This window comes from Pseudomonas sp. SJZ078 (genome assembly GCF_007828255.1).
Taxonomy (GTDB): Bacteria; Pseudomonadota; Gammaproteobacteria; order Pseudomonadales; family Pseudomonadaceae; genus Aquipseudomonas.
In genome coordinates, this window is record NZ_VIUG01000014.1 from 15,895 (window position 1) to 32,743 (window position 16,849).

Annotated in this window: 11 protein-coding genes and 2 tRNA genes; 5 read left to right on the forward strand and 8 right to left on the reverse strand. The window is 61.6% G+C overall.

The annotated features are described in order from the left end of the window. Positions 1 to 42 precede the first annotated feature (42 nt). Complete coding sequence (locus FBY02_RS14365) at positions 43 to 516, reverse strand: GNAT family N-acetyltransferase (protein WP_144928606.1); 474 nt, start codon at positions 514 to 516, stop codon at positions 43 to 45. Positions 517 to 741: 225 nt separating this feature from the next. Beyond that, a complete protein-coding gene (gene rimO / locus FBY02_RS14375) occupies positions 742 to 2,082 on the reverse strand; it encodes a 30S ribosomal protein S12 methylthiotransferase RimO (protein ID WP_047701945.1) in 1,341 nt (446 codons plus the stop codon). Between the two features lie 336 nt (positions 2,083 to 2,418). Here rimO and FBY02_RS14380 point away from each other — a divergent pair, with 336 nt between their 5' ends. From FBY02_RS14380 to FBY02_RS14395, 4 genes are all read left to right on the forward strand, one after another. Continuing rightward, on the forward strand, positions 2,419 to 4,260 hold the full coding sequence (locus FBY02_RS14380; protein WP_371921421.1) for a potassium transporter Kup: 1,842 nt from the start codon (positions 2,419 to 2,421) through the stop codon (positions 4,258 to 4,260). Positions 4,261 to 4,532: 272 nt separating this feature from the next. Next, positions 4,533 to 5,528 carry an isocyanide synthase family protein gene (locus tag FBY02_RS14385; RefSeq protein ID WP_144928610.1) on the forward strand — a complete coding sequence of 332 codons (996 nt, stop codon included), beginning with the start codon at positions 4,533 to 4,535 and terminating at the stop codon, positions 5,526 to 5,528. Between the two features lie 11 nt (positions 5,529 to 5,539). Beyond that, on the forward strand, positions 5,540 to 6,238 hold the full coding sequence (locus FBY02_RS14390) for an HAD family hydrolase (RefSeq protein WP_256662521.1): 699 nt from the start codon (positions 5,540 to 5,542) through the stop codon (positions 6,236 to 6,238). 27 nt (positions 6,239 to 6,265) lie between these two features. Then, positions 6,266 to 8,026: an L-tyrosine/L-tryptophan isonitrile synthase family protein gene (locus FBY02_RS14395; protein WP_144928614.1), complete on the forward strand. Its 1,761-nt coding sequence runs from the start codon at positions 6,266 to 6,268 to the stop codon at positions 8,024 to 8,026. Positions 8,027 to 8,134: 108 nt separating this feature from the next. Here FBY02_RS14395 and FBY02_RS14400 read toward each other — a convergent pair whose 3' ends face one another. The 4 genes from FBY02_RS14400 to FBY02_RS14415 form a co-directional block, all read right to left on the reverse strand. Beyond that, positions 8,135 to 9,424, reverse strand: coding sequence for a virulence factor family protein (locus tag FBY02_RS14400; RefSeq protein ID WP_144928616.1), 1,290 nt, complete (start codon positions 9,422 to 9,424; stop codon positions 8,135 to 8,137). Next, the gene (gene mprF, locus FBY02_RS14405) at positions 9,424 to 12,063 is read right to left on the reverse strand and encodes a bifunctional lysylphosphatidylglycerol flippase/synthetase MprF (RefSeq protein ID WP_144928618.1); all 2,640 of its coding nucleotides are present in this window, start codon (positions 12,061 to 12,063) and stop codon (positions 9,424 to 9,426) included. The genes FBY02_RS14400 and mprF overlap by 1 nt, the downstream gene beginning before the upstream one ends. Positions 12,064 to 12,230: 167 nt before the next feature. After that, a tRNA-Met gene (locus FBY02_RS14410) sits at positions 12,231 to 12,307 on the reverse strand. A gap of 316 nt (positions 12,308 to 12,623) precedes the next feature. After that, a tRNA-Met gene (locus FBY02_RS14415) sits at positions 12,624 to 12,700 on the reverse strand. Between the two features lie 283 nt (positions 12,701 to 12,983). On the opposite strand from FBY02_RS14415, the gene dinB reads away from it, so the two are divergent. Beyond that, positions 12,984 to 14,045, forward strand: a complete 1,062-nt coding sequence (dinB, locus tag FBY02_RS14420) for a DNA polymerase IV (RefSeq protein ID WP_144928620.1) — start codon at positions 12,984 to 12,986, stop codon at positions 14,043 to 14,045. 67 nt (positions 14,046 to 14,112) lie between these two features. On the opposite strand, the gene FBY02_RS14425 is transcribed toward dinB, so the two are convergent. Both FBY02_RS14425 and FBY02_RS14430 read right to left on the reverse strand, forming a co-directional pair. Next, the gene (locus FBY02_RS14425) at positions 14,113 to 15,066 is read right to left on the reverse strand and encodes a hypothetical protein (RefSeq protein WP_144928622.1); all 954 of its coding nucleotides are present in this window, start codon (positions 15,064 to 15,066) and stop codon (positions 14,113 to 14,115) included. A gap of 17 nt (positions 15,067 to 15,083) precedes the next feature. After that, entirely contained in the window at positions 15,084 to 16,799 is a 1,716-nt protein-coding gene (locus FBY02_RS14430) for a proline--tRNA ligase (RefSeq protein WP_047701936.1), read from the reverse strand. Positions 16,800 to 16,849 lie beyond the last annotated feature (50 nt).

A 16,849-nucleotide genomic window follows, 5' to 3' on the forward strand; every position in this document is an offset into this window, starting at 1 on the left:
TACCTGCCTGGCGCCGGTTAATCGCGTGTCCATTTGTCTCGGCTACCCGCGGCGGGCCTTCAGGTCGGGCTGCCTGTAGCGCATGTGCAGCAACGGGTAGGGCTGGTTCATGCCGTCCCGTGCCGAGCGGCCGACCACTTCGAAGCCTTGCTTGAGATAGAAGCCCAGGGCTTGCGGGTTCTGTTCGTTGACGTCCAGCTGATGGGCATTCAAGTGATCCATGGCATAGCGCAGTAATTGCTTGCCCAGGCCTTGTCCGCGGTGGTGCGGGTCGATGAACAGCATCTCGACCTTGCCGGCCGCGACGCCGGCGAAACCGGTGATGCGCTGGCGACTGTCCCGCGTGCAGATGAGCATCACGGCGTCCAGGTAGCGAGTGAGCACCAGGTTCTTCAGCAGCTCGATGTAGCTGTCCGGCAGAAAATCATGGGTGGCCCGTACCGACGCTTCCCAGACCTGGGTCAGTTCCTGGTAGTCGCTGGGTTTGGGTGTATGGATGACCGAATGCTGGCGCATGCCCGCCTGTTCCTTGTGCTGGATGTCCTGGGTTTATCCATACGATAGCCGTAAAAAAGCCCTGCATCTTGTCGCAAGGGCGGGGCTTGTCAATTTTTACCGGGTTTCGAAAAACCTGTGGGAGCGGGCTTGCTCGCGAAGGCGGTGTGTCAGTCGAAATTACTGTCAACTGATACTCCGCCTTCGCGAGCAAGCCCGCTCCCACAAGGTATTGCAGTGGCTCGATCAGTTGATCTGTTCAGCCCACAAATCATACTCATCGGCATCGGTCACCTTGCACCAGACCTTGTCGCCGGGCTTGAGGTTGCTGCCGTTGTCGATGAACACGTTGCCGTCGATTTCCGGGGCGTCGAAGAAGCAGCGGCCGACGGCGCCTTGCTCGTCCACTTCATCCACCAGTACTTCGATTTCACGGCCGATGCGCATTTGCAGGCGCGCCGAGCTGATGGCCTGCTGGTGCGCCATGAAGCGCTCCCAACGGTCCTGCTTGACGTCGTCTGGTACCACGTCCAGGTCCAGGTCGTTGGCCGGTGCGCCGTCGACCGGCGAATACTGGAAGCAGCCGACGCGGTCGAGCTGGGCTTCGGTCAGCCAGTCCAGCAGGTACTGGAAATCTTCTTCGGTTTCGCCGGGGAAGCCGACGATGAAGGTCGAGCGGATGATCAGGTCCGGGCAGATTTCGCGCCAGTTCTTGATGCGGGCCAGGGTCTTGTCTTCGAAAGCCGGGCGTTTCATGGCCTTGAGGACTTTCGGGCTGGCGTGCTGGAAGGGGATGTCCAGGTACGGCAGGATCTTGCCGGCGGCCATCAGCGGGATCAGCTCATCGACGTGTGGGTACGGGTAAACGTAATGCAGGCGGACCCAGACGCCAAGGGTGCTGAGGGCTTCGCACAGTTCGGTCATGCGGGTCTTCACCGGCGCGCCGTTCCAGAAGCCGGTGCGGTATTTCACGTCGACGCCGTAGGCGCTGGTGTCCTGGGAAATTACCAGCAGTTCCTTGACGCCGGCCTTGACCAGGCGCTGGGCTTCGTCGAGCACATCGCCCACCGGGCGGCTCACCAGCTTGCCGCGCATCGACGGGATGATGCAGAAGCTGCAGCTGTGGTTGCAGCCTTCGGAAATCTTCAGGTAGGCGTAGTGCCGCGGAGTCAGCTTGATACCTTGCGGCGGTACCAGGTCGATCAGCGGGTTGTGGTCCTGTTTCGGTGGCACCACATCGTGCACCGCGTTGACCACCTGCTCGTACTGCTGCGGACCGGTCACGGCCAGCACGCTCGGGTGCACGTCGCGGATGTTGCCTTCTTCCACGCCCATGCAACCAGTGACGATGACCTTGCCGTTTTCCTTGATGGCTTCGCCGATGACTTCCAGGGATTCGGCCTTGGCCGAGTCGATGAAGCCACAGGTATTGACCACCACCACGTCGGCGTCCTGGTAGGTGGACACGACGTCATAGCCTTCCATGCGCAACTGGGTCAGGATGCGTTCGGAGTCGACTAGAGCCTTCGGGCAACCCAGGGATACGAAGCCGACCTTGGGATTGGCTGGCGTAGTAGTGGTGGACATGTCTAACCTCGGTGTAGGGGGATCGTCTCTTGCCGAGACAGAGCGCCTGACGCGCCTCTGATCAAAAAGTGCGCAATTCTAGCGATGGGCGAGGCACTTGACCAGCTTTATACGGGGAAAAGCGACGAGTGCTGCGCTATGCTGCGCGCCTTTGTGCTTTAACGGCCGTTACAGTCAACTAAAGACCTGTTACGGCATGTAAAACAGCGCATGCTGCGTAACGGGGCATAAGGCTTCGTTGAACAAGAAGACAGATCTGGGAATCAGGAGTGCTGGATGGGTCATGCAAGTAGTCAGGCGGCAGGTGCCGAGCATTCGGCCACGAAGTCGCTGAGCATGCTGGTCGCGGCGGTCGGGGTGGTTTATGGCGACATCGGCACGAGCCCGTTGTACACCCTCAAAGAAGTGTTTTCCGGCGGCTATGGCGTACCGGTCAACCACGATGGCGTGCTGGGGATCCTGTCGCTGATCTTCTGGTCGTTGATCTGGGTCGTGTCGATCAAGTACATGATGTTCGTCCTGCGCGCCGACAACCAGGGCGAGGGCGGGATTATGGCACTCACCGCCCTGGCGCGCCGGGCAGCGGCGGGACGGGCGCGATTGCGCACATGCCTGGTGATCTGCGGGTTGATCGGCGCCGCGCTGTTTTACGGCGACAGCATGATCACCCCGGCGATTTCCGTGCTCTCGGCGATCGAAGGCCTCGGCCTGGCGTTCGAAGGTATCGACCATTGGGTCGTGCCGCTGTCGCTGGTGGTGCTGGTGGCGCTCTTCATTATCCAGCGCCACGGCACGGCGCGAATCGGTATCCTGTTCGGCCCGATCATGGTCACCTGGTTCCTGGTACTCGGCGCCCTTGGTGTCTATGGCATCAGCCAGCAACCGGAGGTGATGCTGGCCGTGAACCCTGCCTGGGCCGTGCGTTTCTTCGTGGTCCATCCTGGCATGGGAGTGGCGATTCTCGGCGCCGTGGTGTTGGCGCTGACCGGCGCCGAAGCGCTGTACGCCGACATGGGCCACTTTGGTCGCAAACCCATCGCCCGTGCCTGGTTCATCCTGGTGCTGCCGGCGCTGGTGCTCAACTATTTCGGCCAGGGGGCGTTACTGCTGGGCGACCCGGAGGCGGCGCGCAACCCGTTTTACCTGCTGGCGCCAAGCTGGGCGCTGATCCCGCTGGTGGGCCTGTCGACCCTGGCCACGGTGATCGCTTCACAGGCGGTGATTTCCGGCGCGTTCTCCCTGACGCGCCAGGCGATCCAGCTAGGGTATATCCCGCGCATGTACATCCAACATACGTCCAGCGCCGAACAGGGCCAGATCTACATCGGCGCGGTGAACTGGTCGCTGATGGTGGGTGTAGTGCTGCTGGTGCTGGGCTTCGAATCCTCCGGTGCGCTGGCTTCGGCCTACGGTGTGGCGGTGACCGGCACCATGCTGATGACCACCATCCTGGTATCTGCCGTGATGCTGCTGTTGTGGAAATGGCCGCCACTGCTGGCGGTGCCGGTGCTGCTCGGTTTCCTCCTGGTGGACGGCCTGTACTTCGCCGCCAACGTGCCGAAGATTATCCAGGGCGGCGCGTTCCCGGTCATCGCCGGTATCGCCTTGTTCGTGTTGATGACCACCTGGAAGCGCGGCAAGCAGCTGTTGGTGGAGCGTCTGGACGAGGGCGCGTTGCCGCTGCCGATCTTCATCAGCAGCATCCGTGTGCAGCCACCCCATCGCGTGCAGGGCACCGCCGTGTTCCTGACCGCGCGCTCCGATGCCGTGCCTCACGCGCTGTTGCATAACCTGTTGCACAATCAGGTGCTGCACGAGCAAGTCGTCCTGTTGACGGTGGTGTACGAAGACATCCCGCGGGTTCCGCTGCAGCGGCGCTTCGAGGTTGATTCCTATGGGGAAGGTTTCTTCCGGGTCATCCTGCATTTCGGCTTTACCGACGAGCCGGATGTGCCCCAGGCACTCAAGCTCTGTCATCTGGATGACCTGGACTTCAGCCCGATGCGCACGACGTACTTCCTCAGCCGCGAGACGGTCATCGCTTCCAAGCTCGAGGGCATGGCCCGCTGGCGCGAGTTGCTGTTCGCATTCTTGTTGAAAAATGCCAACGGCAACCTGCGCTTCTTCAACCTGCCGGTGAACCGGGTGATCGAGTTGGGGACGCAGGTCGAGATGTAGCGTCCACCGGCATCCGGTTCAGTGCCTTGGCGCGTAGAACGTTCCTGACCGAACGTGGGAGCCGTCAATCAAAGCCCCCGTTGCCTTGCGGCAGGCGGGGGCTTTTTTGCGGCATTTGTCCCGGTATTCCATGACAGCACTGTCCTGTGGTGCTACGGAAAATTTGACAGGTGTTCGCTTTCTGTAGGATTTTTTACCGGATCGCAGATCAAGGAGTATCTGCCGGTGGCCAAGGATTTTGGCTGCCGTCACCATCAAACAAGGGATTGTCTATGCAGGGTTCAACTACCGTTGCTCAACAGGTGGGCGGTCAGCGCGTGCACGAGCATCAGCCCGTCTCGCCCCGGAACATTGCCCAACAGATTCTCGAATGCCTGTTTCGCCGTCGCAGCCTCGCCCCCGGGGAAAGCGATGAACTTTCTTTGCAGGTACTGGAGCCCCATCTGGCGAAAGTCATGCGGGCGGTCGAGAGCGGTCGCAAAGTTGAAATGGTCCTGCCGGCCTTTCCCGGAAAGTCCCCCAGCCGCAAGAAGACCCTGAGTCACTTGCCTGACCTGGCTGAATACCATGCCATCGACGAGCTCCATCAGCTATGTGCGGAGATCCAGGCGATCTACGCGCCCGGCGCGTTGATCCACATCTGTTCCGATGGTTATGTGTTTGCCGATCTGGTGCGTGTTCCCGATGCGGACGTCAAGGCCTACACCGACGCGATCCAGGATTACGCCGAGCAGCACTACGGCGGTATGTTCGCCCATTTCGACCTCAGAGATGCCTATCCTCAGCTCGACTGTCTGGACGCCATGCGCGAAGAAATGATGATCGAGCACGGGCAGTCGTTGATCCTGTTGCAACAGCGCTTCAAGGATGACCCGCACATGATGTTGATGTACTGCGGTATCCATCGTTTCCTGTCCGAGGATTATTCAGGGCTTGAGGCATTCGCCGGCATGAGCCTCAACGCGGTGAAGAAGATCGCCAAGCCGGCCTCGCAGCGGGTGATCCAGCGCAGTGAAGCCTGGAGCGCGTTACTACAGGCGCGCTATCCGGATTGCCTGCGCCTGTCGATCCATCCGCAACTGGCGGTGTCGACGAAAATCGGTATCCGCCTCGTGCCAACCAGTGACCTGTGGCGCACGCCCTGGCATTCGGTGGCAATCAAGCGACGGGGTGTGGTCACCCTCGAAAAACGCAGCAATGTCGACGAGCGCTTCCATCGACTGGTCTTTCGCAAGGGGCGTCCTTGTCACTACGCCAGTGCCCAATGAGGACGCCTCGGTTGCGGATCGATGCCGTGCTCTTCGATCTGGACGGGACCCTGGTGGACACCTTGCCGGACATCGCCTGGAGCCTGAATCAGGTATTGCTGGAGCACGGCTGTCCGGCGCTGACCGCGGAAGCGGTGGGGGACTATATCGGCGGCGGCGCCACGGCGATGATCGAGGCGGTGGCGATGCGGTTTGGCATCGGCGATGCGGCCACGTTGCAGCAGCGTTATGCAAGGGTGTACCAGGATCATCTGGTGCAGTTTTCCAAGCCCTTCAGCGGTGTATTGGCAATGATCGAGGGCTGCCGGGAATTGCAGGTGCCCCTGGCGATCGTCACCAACAAAGCCGAGGCCATGGCCTGCCAGGTCGCTGATGCGCTGTTTGCGCCCACGGTCTTCAAGGCGATCCTGGGGCACCGCGCAGGCCGGTCCCTCAAACCCCAGCCGGACGTGGCGTGGGAAGCGGCCCGACGGTTGTCGGTCGATCCTCGCCATTGCCTGTTCGTCGGCGATACGGAGATCGACCTGCAGACAGCCCATGCCGCGGGTATGCCCTCGGCACTGGTCGCCTGGGGCTATGGCGCTACGCGTACTGGGCAGGCGCCGGATTTCTACTGTGAACAGCCGGCCGGGCTGTTACACATCCTCAAGCAACACGGTGGCGCCGCGCAGGCATTCACCGAGCGTGGCGATACCGTCAAATCCTGTTGATACACCCACTCTCAAGGAAGCTGTTCCATGGAACATAGAGAAGCCTGGATCACGGCCGTCAGCGATTTGCTGGCTGGTTACCTGTTCAAGGGTACGGATGATCGTTTCGAAACACAGGGCCGGGACCACCTGGCGCACCGGCTGGGGCAATGCTTCGATCAGCGCCGTCCGGTGCGACTGATCCTGCCGGGTTTTCCCTGCAAATCACCCAATGCCATCGACCAGACCTTCGGCGTGCTGCCGGACTACGGTGAGTTCATGGCCATCGAGCGCCTCGACCAGATGGGCCAGGCGATTGCCGCGTTGCATGAGCCGGGGTGCGTGGTATCGATCCTCAGCGATGGTACGACTTTCAACGACATCGTCGGGGTGAGCGACGATGTTCGTGCGGCCTATAACCAGGCGCTGCGCAAACTGTGTACGACCCACACGATCGAGTGGGTCAGCATGGAAGACCTGTTCCCGCAGGCGCAAAGTGCCGAGGCGGTGCGTGCCAGCCTGGTCAAGCAGGCCCGGTTGCCCTGGAAAAACCTGGGGGACCTGATCGAGCAGAGCCGGCATGACGAAGGTCTCGGACGGACCCATGACAATCTCTGCAGTCATCTCTACAACGACCTGCGTCTGTGTCGCGAGGATGGGCAGAGCGAGGACGAGTACCTGCAGCAGATCAACTACAAGGCCTACCAGATGATGCTGCGCGGGCAGGCCTTGAATGCGGCGGTGGATCGCTTCTTCCCCGATGACATTCGACTGTCTGTCCATCAGTACAGCAATGCCGGGCCCAAGTTTACCGTCGGGCTGGCCGAAGGGCTGAGCCGCGTTGACAGTCCCTGGCATGCCGTGCCTGTGTGCAACCTCGATGGGAGCCAGAGCCTGCGCGCGCGGGCCCAGGTCGACCTGGAACAACATGTGCTGATCACCTGGCAGGGGCGGCCGTGGCTTTACCATCAGACAGAAGGTCCTCAGGCACAAGGCTTCGAGTACGAGCTGCAAAAGCTCCCGCTCTTCGGCCTGGTGGTACGGGATCCGTTGGGGTTGGGTTTCGAGCGACTGTCCACGGGGTTGTTGGAGTCATTGGTGGAAACCTTCGGCTTCGTTTGTCTCAAGGGCTGTCATTTTGAGGACCAGGACAGTTTCGCCCGCAGTTGCGAACGTTTCGGCACATTGTACGAATGGGCCTTCGGCGCGGTGCACGTGGTCAAGCCGGCGGACAAACCCCAAGGCGTGGTGCACTCGTTGGAAAAAACGCCGTTGCACTGGGACTTGAACATGCTGCCCGACAGCGATGCCCAGGTGCAGCGCAACCCGAAATTCTGCGCCAGCAAGTTCATGTTGTATTGCAAGACGGCGCCGCTGCCGGGCGAAGGTCAGACCACCGTCGTCGACAGCCGGAACGTGCTGCGCAAGGTCGGGCAGCGCGTCGCTCGGCAATGGCAAGCGGTGAACATCACCTATTACACCAAGATGACGTACTTCGGCGGTTCGCCACGCATGTACAGTCTGGTGGATCGTCACCCCCGCAGCGGCGAACTCATCCTGCGTTACCAGGAAGGTACCGATTCGACGCTGCAGACCCTCAGCCAGGCTGTGCAGGATCATGACGAGACGGCTCAACAGGCCTTGCTGGATCAGGTCAACAGCCTGGTCTACGACCCGGAATGCCTGATTGCCCATCCGTGGAGCGAAGGCGATCTGGTGTTGATCGACAACTATCGAACGCTGCACGGTCGGTTGCCGATGTCGGCGGGGTCTGCTTCGCGGGAGCTGTGGCGGGTGCAGGTCTACTAAGGCCAGCCTCGTCTGTGGGAGCCTGCTCGAGAGACGGCGGCACTGTCACAACAAAAAGCCCCTGCATGCCGGAAGGCAGCAGGGGCTTCTTGTTAAGCCAGCATCGGATTACTGGTCGGCAGGCTTGGGCTGGCGCTTGTTGATCTCATCGATCAGGCGCTTGGCCAGGGCCGGGTAGTTTTCGTCGAAGTGGTGGCCGCCCGGCAACTTGATAGCTTCACCCACGGCAGTCTTGTCGGTGCAGCCGCTTTCGTCGGCTTCTTCGCCGCCGTAGATGCACACCACTTTCTCAGGCGGCAGCTTGGCCATTTCCGGGCCAGTGGCGGCTTCGGTACCGGCGTTGCCGAGCCAGCCTTCGACTTCGATCTCGAAGCTGCCGGTGCGGGCGAAGGCCAGCAGGATGATTGCGTCGACCCGTTGCTGTTCGGTGGCCGGCAGGCGGTTGTAGATCGCCGGCAGCACGTCGGCGCCGAAGGAGTAGCCGGTCAGGATGAAGCGCTTGGTGCCCCAGACCTGGCGGTAGTGCTGCATCAGCTCGGCGAGGTCCAGCGCGCTCTGCTCCGGGCTCTTGTGCTGCCAGTAGTAGCGCAGGGTGTCGATGCCGACCACCGGATAGCCGATCTTGGCCATTTCGTCGGCGACGTCGCGGTCCAGGTCACGCCAGCCGCCATCGCCGGAGAGGAACAGGGTCACGGTATCCCGGGCCTGGCTCGCAGGCACCTCGACCACCGGAATGGCCAGGCCACCCTTGGCCTTGTCGGTGCCGACAAGGATCTTGCGCAATTCGTTGTTCAGCACTTGCGCCAGGTTGATGTCGTAGTCGCTGATGCTGGTTTCGGCATTCTTCTGATCCCGCACGAAAGCGGCGCTGGTGTCGTCAGGGTTGTCGTTCCAGGCGACCAGCCAATGACCGTGGGCCGCCGTTTTGGGCAGCAGGTGTGTGCAGCCGGGTTTTTCCAGGGCCAGGTCCACCGAAATGGCCTGGGCCTTGTCGTCCTTCTGCTCGGCCAGCCAGCGCCAGGCGAGCACGGCGCCCGGGCCGATGCCGCTGACCAGTGTCGCCGGCCCCTGAAGTTCTCTCAGGCCTGCCTGTAAGGCGCGACCCTGCAGCATGCAGTCCTTGGGCAGGATCACCTGGACGATCTGCGCCGAGCCGCTGCGGCTGAGGGTCGTCAACTGGGTGTCGCTGAGCTTCTGGTCTTCATTAACCGCCACCAGCACCTGGGCGCGAGGCTTGGTGCCGGGGATGACACGGGTCATCGGCACGCCGTCGGCGGGTGTCAGTTGTTCAAGGGTGGGTTGCGGGGCCGGGCGGTTCCAATACCAATAACCGCCACCGAGAATCACCGCCAGCATCAGCAGGGCGGCCACTACGTATCGCCAGGAGCGTTGCATCATCAGCGTTTCACCAGTCCAGTCAGGCCGCCTGCAATCAAGGCGGCAGTATCGGCCAGTGCCACCAACGGATCGAGTCCGGCGGGCACGGCCATGTAACGAGGTTCCCAGTCAGGCTGGAATTTGTCTTTGAAGCGGCGCAGCCCCTGGAAGTTGTAGAGCTGCTCGCCACGGCGGAACACCATTGAACCCAGGCGCTGGGTCAATGGCGCACCGCGACGCGGTTGCAGGCCCGACAATGGGACCATGCCGAGGCTGAAGCGGGCGTAGTCATGGTTCTTATAATGCTGGATCAAGCCGACCATCATGAATTCCATGGTCAGCTTCGGTGCTTCGGGGTGGGCACGCATCAGATCGAGGCTGGCCAGCTCATGGTTGTGGGTTTCCAGCAGGTTGGCGAACGCCACCGGACGGCCCTCGAAGCGAATCACGGCGATGCGGAAATGCTTGAGGTAGTCATCGCTGAAGCGGCCCAGGGAAAAGCCTTTCTCGCGTACGTTCTTGCCGGTCAGCCAGGCATCGGAGATGACCTTGAGCTCATCCATCGGTGCATGCCCCGGTTCATGGATCTCCAGCGACAGGCCGTCCCGGGTGCCGCGGTTCCAGGTGTAGCGCAGGTCCTTCATCTCCTTGCCCTTGGCCTCGAGGTCGAAACGCTTGAGGTCGACCCGGGCTTCCTCACCCAGCTTGATCGCCGTCAGGCCGATGTCCATGTAGTACGGCAGGTTCTCGGCGCGTACCTGATAGAACACCGGGCGGGCGTGGTGGATGTCGCACAGGTCGCGGAACTGCCAGATCATCTCGGCCCGTTGCTGGGTCGGACCGATCGGGTCATACAACGCCACCAGGCTGCGACCACGGCGGGCGTACATCAGGAACGCTTCGTCGTTGGGGTGGAACAGCAATGCCTTGTCACCGGTCAGCGCCAGGCCGCCGTCAGGCTGCGAGGATGCCATGAGGATCATCCTGGCCCGCTCCAGCTCTTCTGCCGTAGGCAGATGAATCACCGGGCGCGCGGTGCGCAGCAGCCAGGTCAGGGACACCACCACCAGCAGCACGGCGGCCCCCAGCAGCGAGCGCAGGCCACGGGGAGCGTCGGCATCGAGGGTGAACTGCCACCACAGTTGATGGCTGTAGGGCACGTCCTGGTACGCAAACAGCAGCAGCCAGATCGAGGCGCCGAGCACGCAGAGACTGGCGATCAGGAACAGCGGGGAAAAAGGCAGTTCGGTCAGGCGACTCGGACGATAGAAGGAGCGCCGGAATACCGCCAGCAGGGCGGCCGTCAAGGTCAGCAGCGTGGCTTCCTCCCAGTCGAAACCCTTGAGCAGGGAGAGCAGGGCGCCCACCAGCAGCAAAACGGTGGTCAGCATCCAGGCGGCCGACAGGCGACGGCGCAGGCCCTGGGCCAGCAACAGGCACAACACACCCACCAGGCTGGCGCCGAAGTGCGAAGCGTCCACCAAACGATGAGGAATCAGGAAACCGATGTGCTCCAGGCGTGTATCGATCTCCGGGGTCACGCCGGAAAACAGCAGCACCACGCCCGAAAGGAACACCAGCACCGCAAGGATCGGCGCCGCAAAGCCTGATGCCGCCCGCAGGGTCTGGCGCGTCTGGAACAGTCGCTGGGCCTCGTTGATCAACAACAGCACGCAGGCCACCAGCATCGGCAACAGCACATAGATCAAGCGATACAGCAGCAGGGCGGCGGCCAGCGGCGCGGCACCGAGTTTGTCGGCAAATGCCGCCAGCAGGATCGCTTCGAATACGCCGACGCCACCGGGAACATGGCTGAGCACACCCGCAGCCAACGCCAGCAGGTACACCAGCAGGAAGGCGCCGAACGGCGGCGCCTCGGGCAGCAACAGATACAGCACCGTGGCGGCGGCCGCGACATCCAGCGCCGTGATGATCAGTTGCAGCAAGGTCAGGCGTCGGCTCGGCAGGCGCAGGGTGCGACGTCCGGCCTTGACCAGGAGCGCATCCCGATGAGGTTGTTCCGGCAGGCGGCGACGATAGATGCCGAGGGCCAACACGCCCATGAGCAGCAGCACCGCCAGCGAGACACCTGCCAGCAAGCTGGCGGGTAGATGCAGCGCGGCGGAAGCGGCAGGCAGGTTGCTGAGGGTGGCCAGGGCGGCCAGTGGCGGCAGTGCGCAACCCAGGGACAGGCTGGCGAACAAGGTCATGTGGGCGACGTCCGAAGCCCCGAGGCCATGACGGGCATACAGACGATAGCGAACCGAACCGCCCGACAATAGCGACAGTCCTATGGCGTTGCCGATGGCAAACGCGGTGAACCCGCCCAGGACCAGGGTCTGTGGTGGCAACGTCACGCCGGCATAGCGGCTCGCCGACCATTCGTAGCCCAGCAGAATGATGAAGCCTGCAACCGTGGCGGCTATGGCGCCGAGCAGGGCCGGCCGGGGCACATCGAGAATCGAGTCGTGCAGCGCGTAAAGATCGAGTTCACTCAAAAGATGGCGACAGGCAACGAGCGCGATCGCAAACAGTAACAGCGTGACGGCGAGGCCGATGGGTTGCCGGTACTGGCTGATCCGGTCCAGCCAACGCAGTCGTTCGGCCTTGATCGGTTGTGTCGCGGTAACAGTGTCTTGCGGGTCAGAATTTGCGCGCATCAATCACCTCTTGAGCTATGCGCGACAGGATGGGGGTATCCAGCCAAGTTACCAATCCCTTCGGCAGAAAATAATTACAAAACTTTTGTAATGAGGCCGATTTTAGACAAGCCAAAAAATAGCAGACACAAAAAAGGCCACTCTTTCGAGTAGCCTTTCCTGATGTTTGGTTGCGGGAGCCGGATTTGAACCGACGACCTTCGGGTTATGAGCCCGACGAGCTACCAGGCTGCTCCATCCCGCGTCTGTGAGGCGGCATTCTACAGGCGAACGCTTGAGTGTCAACCTTTAAAAGACCGCAAGTTCAAATTAGCGGCCGATGGGCTTCCGGCGTAGCTAAATGCGCGAAATCAAAAAGGAAATTGTCCTACAACCTGGATTTCCAACTCACCGGTCTTTCCTTGTGGGAGCGGGCTTGCTCGCGAAAGCGGACCGTCGGCCGATATCATCGGTGACTGGTACATCGTCTTCGCGAGCAAGCCCGCTCCCACAGGAATTCGTGACTGAAAACCTGACAGGCACAAAAAAGGCCACTCTTTCGAGTAGCCTTTCCTGATGTTTGGTTGCGGGAGCCGGATTTGAACCGACGACCTTCGGGTTATGAGCCCGACGAGCTACCAGGCTGCTCCATCCCGCGTCTGTGAGGCGGCATTCTACAGAGGATCGCCGGGCTGTCAACCCTTCCCTTAGAAAAAACTGTTCCGCTTCAAGCGCTTAGCCGCTGAAAAAACATTGTGACTGTGCTGTGACGCAGGCGGGGCAAGGGCTGCGGCTCTATTGGGTGGTTCAGTTCGATTGAGGAAATACATTCAACGTAGCCCTTTTCCAAGCTAAGCGTCGGATCTTTCAAACTACTGGTGCTATATACAGTTGCCGATGCGATACTGACGGTCCGATTCGTCCCGCATCCCGCTTTCTTTATGACGCAACGCAAAATCATCCATGTCGACTGCGATTGTTTCTATGCCGCCATCGAGATGCGCGATGACCCGCGGCTGGCCGGCAAACCCATGGCGGTCGGCGGTTCGGCGGACCGACGGGGCGTCATTGCGACCTGCAACTACGAAGCACGGGCCTACGGTGTGCGCTCGGCCATGTCCTCCGGGCATGCCTTGAAGCTCTGCCCGGACCTGATCATCGTCAAGCCCAGGATGGACGCCTATCGCGAGGCATCGAAGGAAATCCAGGGCATCTTCCGCGACTACACGGACCTGATTGAGCCGCTGTCCCTGGACGAGGCCTATCTGGACGTTTCCGACAGCGCCCATTTTGGCGGCAGCGCCACCCGCATCGCCCAGGACATTCGTCGACGCGTGTCCAATCAGTTGCATATCACGGTGTCCGCCGGTGTCGCCCCGAACAAGTTCCTGGCCAAGATTGCCAGCGATTGGAAAAAGCCCAACGGCCTGTTCGTTATCACCCCGGACCAGGTCGAGGACTTCGTCTCGGCCCTGCCGGTCAGCAAACTCCACGGCGTCGGCAAGGTCACGGCTGACAAGCTGAACAGGCTCGGGATTGCCGATTGTCTGCAGCTGCGCCAGTGGGACAAACTGGCGCTGGTGCGCGAATTCGGCAGTTTTGGTGAGCGACTCTGGAGTCTGGCCCGTGGGATCGATGAGCGCCTGGTGCACAATGACAGTCGACGTCAGTCCCTCAGTGTGGAAAACACCTACGATGTCGACCTGCCCGATCTGGCGAGCTGCCTCGATAAACTGCCGGAGCTGATGGCAACCCTGAGCGGGCGCATGGCGCGAATCGACAGTAGCTATCGCCCCGGCAAGCCATTCGTCAAAGTCAAATTCCACGACTTTACCCAGACCACCCTGGAGCAAGCAGGGGCAGGACGGGATCTGGGCAGTTACCAGTCGTTGTTGACCCAGGCGTTCAAGCGTGGTGCGAAGCCGGTTCGGTTACTGGGGATCGGGGTACGGCTGGAGGATTTGCGCGGCGGGTTCGAGCAGTTGGAGTTGTTTGAGCGGTGAAGCCGCCGAGCAGGTGAGTGATCCTTGTGGCGAGGGGATAAATCCCCTCGCCACAAGGATGTGTATTTCAGTGGGCGCCCGGATCCGCCACCAGCCGGCCGCCATCCTTGGTCAGTGCCTTCATGAACTCGGCCTGCAATTCCGGATCGTTGCGGGTCAGTTCGATCAGGCTCTGTTCCAGCTCGCTGGCTTCTTCTTCCAGGCCCAGTTCCGACAGGCGCTTGACCCGATGAACCCACTGGCTCACCTCGTCGTCTTCCAGATCGTCGTAGATCAATGCATGGGCTTCCATCAGCTTGCTGCGCAGGCTGCTGCTGATGCTCAGGGATGAGTCGGTGTGCACCTCGTCCTGAGCGTCTGTCACGCTGATCTGCAACTTGCCGAATTGGCTCAGGTCCTGCTCGGCGAACGGGCTTTCCAACAGGTTGAGGCGTAGCACGCCATTGCGGTCGGTGCTCAGTTCGAACGTCTGCCGGCCGGCCTTGACCTCAACCGGGCGCTCGTTCCAAGGCAGGCTCGAGTGCTCCGTGCGTTTGTCGCGCTGGACTTCATCGATGCCCGCCAGGTTCTGTTGAGCGCGGCCGTGGGAGGGGGCGTTCATGAACGGGTTCAGCCCGGCGATACCGTAGCTGAGCCAGTCATGGGTAGCTGTTTCCGGCAGGTTGCCGAGGGCAAACACATTGACCACGTTGGCGCCGATGCCGGCCACTACCGCTACCGCACCCAAAGGGATCTCGTAGATTTCCCGCCAGGGTTGGTACGGCGTGTAGCGATCGTAACGACGCGTGACTTCGAATTCGGTGACTTCGAAGGTCTTCTGCTCATGGATCCGTACCCGGCGCTGCGGCAGGTCGAGCACCTTGGGTTCGCCCACATCGATCTGCAGGCTATGGTCGAGCAATTTACGCTCGACCCGCTCTTCGTGCTCGCTGCGTTGCGACATCTGGTTGGCGCAGCCGCTGACCAGCAGGGCGCCGCAGAGCGCGGCGCCACCGAGGCCTAAGGTGTTTCGCTTGAACATGACGTCTCTATCTGGTGTCAGCGGCGGATACGGGCCTGGAGGAAGGAGAGCACGTCGGCGACCGGCAGCGCTTGCGGCTCGGCCTCGGTGCGGCTCTTGTATTCCAGGTTGCCTTCGGCCAGGCCACGGTCACTGACGACGATCCGGTGCGGGATGCCGATCAGTTCCATGTCCGCGAACTTGATGCCGGGGCTGGTTTTCTTGTCGCGATCATCCAGCAATACCTCGAAGCCGGCGGCCTTCAGTTCGGCGTAGAGCTTGTCGGTGGCTTCGCGAACCAGGTCGGTTTCGTAGCGCAACGGCACCAGGGCGATCTGGAAGGGTGCCAGGGCGTCGCTCCAGATGATGCCTTTTTCATCGTTGTTCTGCTCGATGGCGGCGGCCACCACGCGGGACACGCCAATGCCGTAGCAGCCCATTTCCAGGGTCACCGGCTTGCCGTTCTCGCCCAGCACTTCGCATTTCATCGCCTTGCTGTACTTGTTGCCCAGCTGGAAGATGTGCCCGACTTCGATGCCGCGCTTGATTTCAAGCACGCCCTTGCCGTCCGGGCTCGGGTCGCCGGCCACGACGTTGCGCAGGTCGGCAATGGCCGGAACCGGCAGGTCGCGCTCCCAGTTCACGCCAAAGTAGTGCTTGTCATCGATGTTGGCGCCGATGGCGAAGTCGCTCATCAGTGCCACCGAACGGTCGATGATGATCGGCAGGGGCAGGTTCAGCGGACCGAGGGAGCCCGCGCCGGCGCCGATGGCATCGCGCAGTTCGGCGTCGGTGGCCATGACCAGCGGGCTGGCGACGCCTGGCTGGTTGGCGGCCTTGATCTCGTTCAGCTCATGATCGCCACGGACGATCAGCGCAATCAGCTTGCCTTCTTCTTCGGCGCGGACGATCAGGGTCTTGATCGTGCGTTCGATCGGCAGGTTGTAGCCTTCCACGAGCTGGGCAATGGTTTTGGCGTTCGGTGTGTCCACCAGGCGCAGTTCTTCCGACGGCGCAGGACGGGAGGTTTCCCGTGGCACGGCTTCGGCTTTCTCGATATTGGCGGCGTAGTCGGAGCCGCTGCTGAAGACGATGTCGTCTTCACCGGACTCGGCCAGTACGTGGAACTCGTGGGAGCCGGCACCACCGATGGAGCCGTTGTCGGCTTCGACCGGACGGAATTTCAGGCCCAGGCGGGTGAACACGTTGCAATACGCCTGGTGCATGCGGTCGTAGGTGACTTGCAGCGAGGCCAGGTCGGCGTGGAAGGAGTAGGCGTCTTTCATGATGAACTCGCGACCGCGCATCAGGCCGAAGCGTGGACGGATCTCATCACGGAATTTGGTCTGGATCTGGTACAGGTTGATAGGCAACTGCTTGTAGCTGCTCAGCTCGTTGCGCATCAGGTCGGTGATCACTTCCTCGTGGGTCGGGCCGGCGCAGAAGTCGCGGCCGTGACGGTCCTTGAGGCGCAGCAGTTCAGGGCCGTATTCTTCCCAGCGTCCCGACTCCTGCCACAACTCGGCCGGTTGGGTTCCCGGCATCAGCACTTCCAGGGCACCGGCGGCGTCCATTTCTTCACGCACGATGGCTTCCACCTTGCGCATCACCCGCAGGCCCATCGGCAGCCAGGTGTACAGGCCCGAGGCGAGCTTGCGGATCATGCCGGCACGCAGCATCAACTGATGGCTGATCACGACGGCGTCGGAAGGCGTTTCTTTCTGTGTGGCGAGCAAAAATTGGCTGGTGCGCATGGTTGGCCGTTGTCGGTTGCTGATGACGAGAAGTGACGGAGCATTGTACG

Bases quoted from the DNA above. Each gene is read 5' to 3' on its own strand.
- FBY02_RS14365 (WP_144928606.1), bottom strand. From the start codon at position 516: ATGCGCCAGCATTCGGTCATCCATACACCCAAACCCAGCGACTACCAG.
- rimO (WP_047701945.1), bottom strand. From the start codon at position 2,082: ATGTCCACCACTACTACGCCAGCCAATCCCAAGGTCGGCTTCGTATCC.
- FBY02_RS14380 (WP_371921421.1), top strand. From the start codon at position 2,419: ATGCTGGTCGCGGCGGTCGGGGTGGTTTATGGCGACATCGGCACGAGC.
- FBY02_RS14385 (WP_144928610.1), top strand. From the start codon at position 4,533: ATGCAGGGTTCAACTACCGTTGCTCAACAGGTGGGCGGTCAGCGCGTG.
- FBY02_RS14395 (WP_144928614.1), top strand. From the start codon at position 6,266: ATGGAACATAGAGAAGCCTGGATCACGGCCGTCAGCGATTTGCTGGCT.
- FBY02_RS14400 (WP_144928616.1), bottom strand. From the start codon at position 9,424: ATGATGCAACGCTCCTGGCGATACGTAGTGGCCGCCCTGCTGATGCTG.
- mprF (WP_144928618.1), bottom strand. From the start codon at position 12,063: ATGCGCGCAAATTCTGACCCGCAAGACACTGTTACCGCGACACAACCG.
- dinB (WP_144928620.1), top strand. From the start codon at position 12,984: ATGACGCAACGCAAAATCATCCATGTCGACTGCGATTGTTTCTATGCC.
- FBY02_RS14425 (WP_144928622.1), bottom strand. From the start codon at position 15,066: ATGTTCAAGCGAAACACCTTAGGCCTCGGTGGCGCCGCGCTCTGCGGC.
- FBY02_RS14430 (WP_047701936.1), bottom strand. From the start codon at position 16,799: ATGCGCACCAGCCAATTTTTGCTCGCCACACAGAAAGAAACGCCTTCC.